This is a genomic window from Streptomyces sp. NPDC033270 (assembly GCF_055576575.1).
In genome coordinates, this window is record NZ_JBVIRA010000024.1 from 166,485 (window position 1) to 172,784 (window position 6,300).

Annotated in this window: 3 protein-coding genes and 4 pseudogenes; 3 read left to right on the forward strand and 4 right to left on the reverse strand. The window is 68.0% G+C overall.

Annotation, left to right across the window (positions count from 1 at the left end):
* Positions 1-24 precede the first annotated feature (24 nt).
* The 3 genes and pseudogenes from ACZ5XZ_RS29435 to ACZ5XZ_RS29445 form a co-directional block, all read right to left on the reverse strand.
* Positions 25-519, reverse strand: a complete 495-nt coding sequence (locus ACZ5XZ_RS29435; protein ID WP_468983307.1) for a lamin tail domain-containing protein — start codon at positions 517-519, stop codon at positions 25-27.
* A gap of 189 nt (positions 520-708) precedes the next feature.
* Positions 709-909: pseudogene (locus ACZ5XZ_RS29440) on the reverse strand (IS630 family transposase); the annotation flags it as partial.
* 159 nt (positions 910-1,068) lie between these two features.
* Complete coding sequence (locus tag ACZ5XZ_RS29445) at positions 1,069-2,214, reverse strand: acyltransferase family protein (protein WP_468983309.1); 1,146 nt, start codon at positions 2,212-2,214, stop codon at positions 1,069-1,071.
* A gap of 728 nt (positions 2,215-2,942) precedes the next feature.
* Here ACZ5XZ_RS29445 and ACZ5XZ_RS29450 point away from each other — a divergent pair.
* The gene (locus ACZ5XZ_RS29450; RefSeq protein ID WP_468983329.1) at positions 2,943-5,192 is read left to right on the forward strand and encodes a serine/threonine-protein kinase; all 2,250 of its coding nucleotides are present in this window, start codon (positions 2,943-2,945) and stop codon (positions 5,190-5,192) included.
* Between the two features lie 150 nt (positions 5,193-5,342).
* On the opposite strand, the pseudogene ACZ5XZ_RS29455 reads toward ACZ5XZ_RS29450, so the two are convergent.
* Positions 5,343-5,483 (reverse strand): annotated as a pseudogene (locus ACZ5XZ_RS29455) (flavin reductase family protein); the annotation flags it as partial.
* Between the two features lie 113 nt (positions 5,484-5,596).
* On the opposite strand from ACZ5XZ_RS29455, the pseudogene ACZ5XZ_RS29460 reads away from it, so the two are divergent.
* Positions 5,597-5,758 (forward strand): annotated as a pseudogene (locus ACZ5XZ_RS29460) (IS5/IS1182 family transposase); the annotation flags it as partial.
* 128 nt (positions 5,759-5,886) lie between these two features.
* Positions 5,887-6,300: pseudogene (locus ACZ5XZ_RS29465) on the forward strand (hypothetical protein); the annotation flags it as partial.

A 6,300-nucleotide genomic window follows, 5' to 3' on the forward strand; every position in this document is an offset into this window, starting at 1 on the left:
GGGCGAGGGGGCCGGCCCGCTTGCTCAGTGGAAGGTGACGTAGCCGTCGCCGTCGCGGTCGTTTCCACTGCTGGTGTAGGAGTGGACGTCGGCGCGGCTGCCGCCGGGCTTGTAGAGGTAGATGGTGTCGCGGTCGTTGTTCCATATGAAGTTGCAGTTGTCGCGGTAGACGACGTTGCCGCTGTCGGAGTCGGTGCCGTTGCCGCCACGGAGCTTGACGTAGTCACCAGGCTGCAAATAGTGGTTCGCGGTGAACGTGAACCGGTTGCCCGTGGCGTCCTTGACTACGTAGCCGCGGAGGTTGACGGTCGCCGTACGCGAGTAGTTCTTGACGGTCAGGTACTCGTCCCGGGTGTTGCCGGTGCGGCAGCTGTTGGAGTCCCGGCCCGGTGCGTCGTACTGAACTCCGCGGACCTTCAGGGCGGAGGAGTACTCGGCGGCCTGCGCAGGGCTCGCGGTCAGCGCGGCGAGCGTTGCGGCCGCGAGAGCGGCGGCGAGGGCTGTGGTGCGGGTACGCATGGTGAGGTCCCCCTCAAGAGTGCTGATGAGCGGCAGAAGCCTACAGACTTCACGTCTCGCTTGTTGCGGTTTCAAATTGCTGGTCTCGGACATCCGGGACGCGTCGAGCACTGCGGGCCGCACGCGCATCACGTGCATCACGTGCATCTTCTGCGGTACCGGCACCCACGAGGTCGTGCACGGCACCCACTACGGCCGACGGCGCGAGAATCTGCAGGCGAGGCGTTCGAGGATCTCGTCCGTTGTCTTGGTCCAGACGTAGGCCCTCGGGTCGATATTCCATGCGGCGATCCAGGCGTGGATGTCTTTCTCCAGGGCCCGGACGGCCTTGTGAACGCCTCGCCTTATCTGCTTGTTGGTGAGTTCGGCGAACCAGCGCACCAGGTTGAGAAGCGCGTCTTGCTCCGTCCGGTCGACGCTCAGGCCCCGGCGCAGCTTGGTACCCACCCAGTGCGCCAGGTACGCCAGGTATGCCAAGGTCGGATCACCAGACGGGCCGTCCAGCCTGGTGGTCAGCGAGTTCGACGTCGGACGTACGTGTCTGGCCGCTTAGGGAGCGTGCGGAAACGTGTCAGCCGTGCCCGCACGCGTCCGCGCCGACGCGGCCGCATCGCCCTGGAACGCCCACGACATCTTCGGCTCCATCACGTATCGGAACACCCGCCGTACCGGCCGCGTGCACAGCAGCGTGATCAGCGTGACGGCCAGCAACGTCACCACGGCCTCGCCGACCGGCGTGCGCACCCAGGGGAGAGTGTCGTACCAACCGGACCAGCGTGACATCTTGATCGCGAAACCGTGCAGCAGATAGCCGTACAGCGTACCCGCGCCCAGCTTCGTAAACCACGTCTGCCGCAATGGCACCAGGGCCAGGAAGCACACGGTGAGCACCAAGGCGCAGCCGAACAGCGCGAGTTCCATGACCGGGGAGACCCACGCCGGCATGCCCAGGTCCTGTACGGCGTTGTTCTGCCGGAACCATGCGGAGTTCATGCGCGGCGCCGCCCAGTACGCGAAGACGACGGCGGCCAGTATCACCGGCGCTGCCGCGACGCGGATCGCGCGCTGCCGCAGCAGGTCGAAGTGGGCCGACTTCAGGTGCAGTCCGAGGACAAAGAACGGCAGGAACTGCAGTACCCGCCGCATGGCAAAGTCGTTGCCGACCTGAGGTGAGGCCGCCGCGAGCACGGCGATCACCAGCGCCAGTGGGACGGGCCAACGCACGAGCTTCCAGAGAGGGGTGGTCAACCGCCAGATGAAGAGAGCCGCCAGGAACCAGTCCAGGTAGTACGGGCTGGTGAGGCTGATCGGCTCGTTCGGGGTGTCGTGCACCCAGCGCTGGAAGTAGGCGTAGAGAACCTCGAACACCACGTACGGCACGGCGACACTGGTGATGAGCCGCCTGAGCTTGGCCGGACTAAGGTCGAATCCGCGGGAGAAATAGCCGGAGATGAGGACGAACGCCGGTATGTGGAAGGTGTAGACGGTCATGTACAGCGCCATCGCCACCCGGCCACCGTGGGTGAGCGGCTCCCACGTATGCCCCATGACGACGAGGACAACCGCCAGGTATTTCGCGTTGTCGAAGAACGGATCTCTCCCGCCGGACTCGGGATCGATGCGTGGGGCGGGATCCTGCCGCCCCACGGGCGCCGGGTCCACAGTACGTTCGAGGGGTATGGCCGCGCGGAACATTTGAGGCACCCTAGCTGCACAGCTGTAATGGGCAAAACCGTCCACACGACTGATCCGTCGCCCGTCCGTCAGTTCGGCACAACGACCGGCCAATTCATGTGTTCCGCCTGCTTGATGCCGCATCGTCTGCCTCAAGGGAGGCGGATACGCGGAGAACTGGGCCAGCCGTTGTCGCGCTACGGCGGAAGAGCCGCTCCGGGCATCGGATGGCGCCCGAGCAACGGTGCCGCCGCGAGATCCAGCCCACGCACGCGCCCGGCTCTCCCGTCTGGACAGCTACCTCGCCGGGCGGCAGGCCCTCGCACAGCTCTCGCCAACTGCGCCGACTCCCCCGGACTGGGGTGCCTGACCTGGCACGGCTGGTCACCCGCCCTGAACGGGACACCCTCACGGCTCCTGGTTGCACCGGAGAGAGGGCACATCGTGGTGAAGCACCCGGATGTCCCTCTTCCGACGAGGTCATGGGCCGGATTGCGGGCAGGTTCAGACGGGTTGAGCCCCCGGCTGCGGCGCGTGCGTACCTGCTCGGGGTGCTGTCGGGCGTCGAGCGGAGAGGTTGCGGCAGTTGGTCGAGCAGGCGGGCCGTGCAGCACTTCGAGGAGATGCTGCACAAACCGACGGAGCGGGAGGGATGTCAGGCACCGGCGCTGGAGCGGCTAGTTTGTATGCGGGACTGGTACGAAGGCCCGTGGTGGCAGAGGCACACGGGGGACGAGAGGTCGGGAAGAGTGTCGCTGCGCGCAGGTGATCCAGCCGAGATCGGTGGTTATCCACTTGAGGCCCGGCTCGGCTCGGGTGGCATGGGCACCGTCTTTCTGGCCCGTACGAGTTCAGGGCGACCTGTCGCGATCAAACTGATCCACCCGCAGTTCGCGGTGGACGACGAGTTCCGCGCCCGCTTCCGACAGGAGGTGGCGGCGGCCAGGCGGGTGAGCGGCGCGTTCACCGCCGCCGTGGTCGACGCTGCCCCTGAGGCCGAGCAGCCGTGGATGGCGACGACCTATATCCAGGGCCACACGCTCTCCCGGCACATCGCCACGAAGGGCCCGCTGAGCGGAGCGGAGCTGAGGAGGCTCGCCATCGGGTTGGCGGAGGCTCTGCGGGACATCCACCGGGTGGGGGTCGTCCACCGTGACCTGAAGCCCTCGAACGTCGTGCTCTCACCCGAGGGCCCACGCGTCATCGACTTCGGCATTTCGCGCGCCGTGGACCAGCAGACGCTGACGGTGACAGGGCGGGTCATCGGTACGCCGCCCTTCATGTCTCCGGAGCAGTTGCTGGCGCCGCGTGATGTGGGACCGCGGTCCGATGTCTTCTCGCTGGGGACGCTGCTGGCATACGCGGCGACGGGCCACGGGCCCTTCGACGCGGAGAGCCCATACATAGTTGCGTATCAGGTGGTGCACGGGGTGCCGTCGCTGGAGGACGTGCCGGTGGCCTTACGCACGGTCGTCGAGTCGTGCCTGGCCAAGGAGCCCGATGGGCGCCCCTCGGCGGACGAACTCCTCGTGCTGCTACGGGACCTGCCGGCCGACCTCGGCCAGACCGACGCGAGGACAGTTGGCGCGGGCCGCACCCGCGACATGATCACCCAGCATCACTTCGCGGCGCCGGCCACCCCGGCGCCGACTGCCCCGACAACCACCCCGGCCGGTCCCGGTACGGGGAACGTCGACACCTCCATCGGCCGCCGACCGCGTCGCCGATGGCGTCCCGTGCTCGCGGCTTCGGTCGCGGTCACGGTGGCAGCGATCGGTGGCGGAGTCGCGGCGCTGACGACGGGCGGCTTTGGGGGGAACAGCGGCGGCGACAAGGGCAACAGCCTTGCGGCCCCGGTTGCCGCACTTCCGGACGGTTTCAAGCCGTGGCACAAGACCGTGCCGGGCGGTCGCGAGGACATACCCGACGAGCTGCGTTGCGTCGCGCACGGCGACGCGCTGTTCTGCGGGGGCGGCGGTGTCGTCGCGGCCCGTATCAGGGCCAGGGACGGCTCGCGGGTGTGGACAGCGAAGAGCCCCGGCGTCCCCGCCAATGGCATGTACCTGGTGGGCGCCACCGACGACACGGTGCTTGGTTACCGCTTGGCCGCCCAGGACGCCCCGCAGGACCCTCGCAGCGAGGTGGTGGCCATCGACGCGAACAACGGCCGGGAGCTGTGGTCCGTGCCGTCCGGCGCCCAGTCGACGGCCGTCACGGGACGGACTCAGGACGCCGTCGTTGTCGGCTCCGACGTCGTAACGGTCGACGCTTCCAACTCCCGCTTCGAGGCCCGCAACGCGCACAGCGGTCAGGTCACATGGACGTCGTCGTTCCCTGCGGGTAAGCAGTGCGCTCCCGTCCCGGTAGGCCCACAGCTCGTCGCGATGTGCGCGACGGATGCGGAGGTGGCTGCCTTGGCGGTGCGCCACCCCACCCTGTACCCGGTCGACCGCGCCTCGGGGACACTGGGCAGGCCCATCGCGGTCAACGGCCCCGCCGTGCCGTTGGGCGTCGCCAACGGCAAACTCGTACTCCTGCACGTACACATGGGGGGAACGGAGCTGGACCGTTACAACGGGGTGGCACGGGTCGACCCGGCCTCGCGGAAGGTCACGTACTCCCGCCTGGCCAAGACGTACACGGGGACGCCCGGCATTGCGGGCAGCACCGTCTACGTGAGCGGGCAGACCGGTCTCGTCACGGCACTCGACCCCGCGACCGGCCGGAGGAAGTGGTCGCGGCAGATCGGCGTGGAGGGCGCGTCGGGTCCTGTCGCGGGAGCCGACGCACTGTATTTCAGCTCGGCCACCGGACGGGTGGTCGCGCTGTCGCCGCACGATGGCAAACCCCTGTGGACAACAGATCCGCAGGCCGATGGGTTGACGGGCGAGGGGGGCGCAAGCCCGCGTGTGACTCTTTCGGGGCGTGCGGTGATCGTGGCCGCGGCCAAGAACACTCTCTTCGCTTTCGACGCGCAGAAGCCGCCGAAGTCGGGCTGACCCGGGGGGCTGGACGGCGGCTGCAACATCGCCAGGGAGTACCGCGGGAACCTCCGCCGCTGGCACCACATAACAAGATCCGGGCCAGGTGCGGACCAACTCGGCTTCGCATCGGGCATTTCCACCCGCTGGCCGATACCGCTTTCCTCAGAACTTCGCAGGTGCGAGGTTGTGCGTCCCTTCCGCCGAGATCGTGGAGACCCAGGCGATCGGTCGCGGCACCACCGTCGCGGTCAGCAGCCGGTAGAAGTCGTTACGGGACATGTCAGCGGGATCAAAGTCAGTGCGCATGGTGATCAGCATCCAGGAGGACGGCTGCGGGTCGTATAGCGGGTCCACGGCACCTCAAAGCGCGGTATCCGCGCGGTGATCCCCGCGCCGGCCGATCAACGTGGCCACCGGCTGCGGCGGGGCAGCCGGGCGGAAGGCAACCGGCGTTCGACCGCGAGACCTACAGACAGCGCAACGCCGTCGAGCGGTGCATCAACCGCCTGAAGCAGTGGCGCGGCATCGCCACGCGCTACGAGAAGACCGCGACCATCTACCTGGCCGGACTTCATGTTGCCGGCACCTTCCTCTGGTCGGCTGGCCCGCCCACTGACCCCGGGAAGCTGCGGGGTGTCAGCTGTAGGTGGATCGGTACGTCCAGTGTCAGAGGCTGCTGGCAGCATCACCACTATGAACGCCCTCCGTTATCACCCCGACGCGGCCGTTCGACGTGACCGCGCTCTTCCCTCAACTGGCCCCGCCGGCGCGCACAACGCCCCGGTTGCATCCTCGCCCCAGGGCGCCGTCCGTGCACGACAGCTCCGTCGACGGGCCGCTCTCCCGAGCAGCCCTCCCGAAGCCGGTCTCCTCCAGGTCCTGTGGTGCCCTTCGACCATTCGGAGGCACACCCCCGAACCGCCCTCTTCTGGCGCTCCTCCGCCACCGTCTCCAATGTCCTCGACGCACCGCCGGAGCCGCCCGTGATCCAGTTCGACTGGCACCTCCCGGAACCGTGTCTGCTCGCACCGGAGCAGGTCACCGAGTACCCCAACCCCATGGAGCTGAGCGAGGAGTTGCAGGATCAGCTGGGCGACGTGAGCCGGTGGAAGCCGGCCGGATC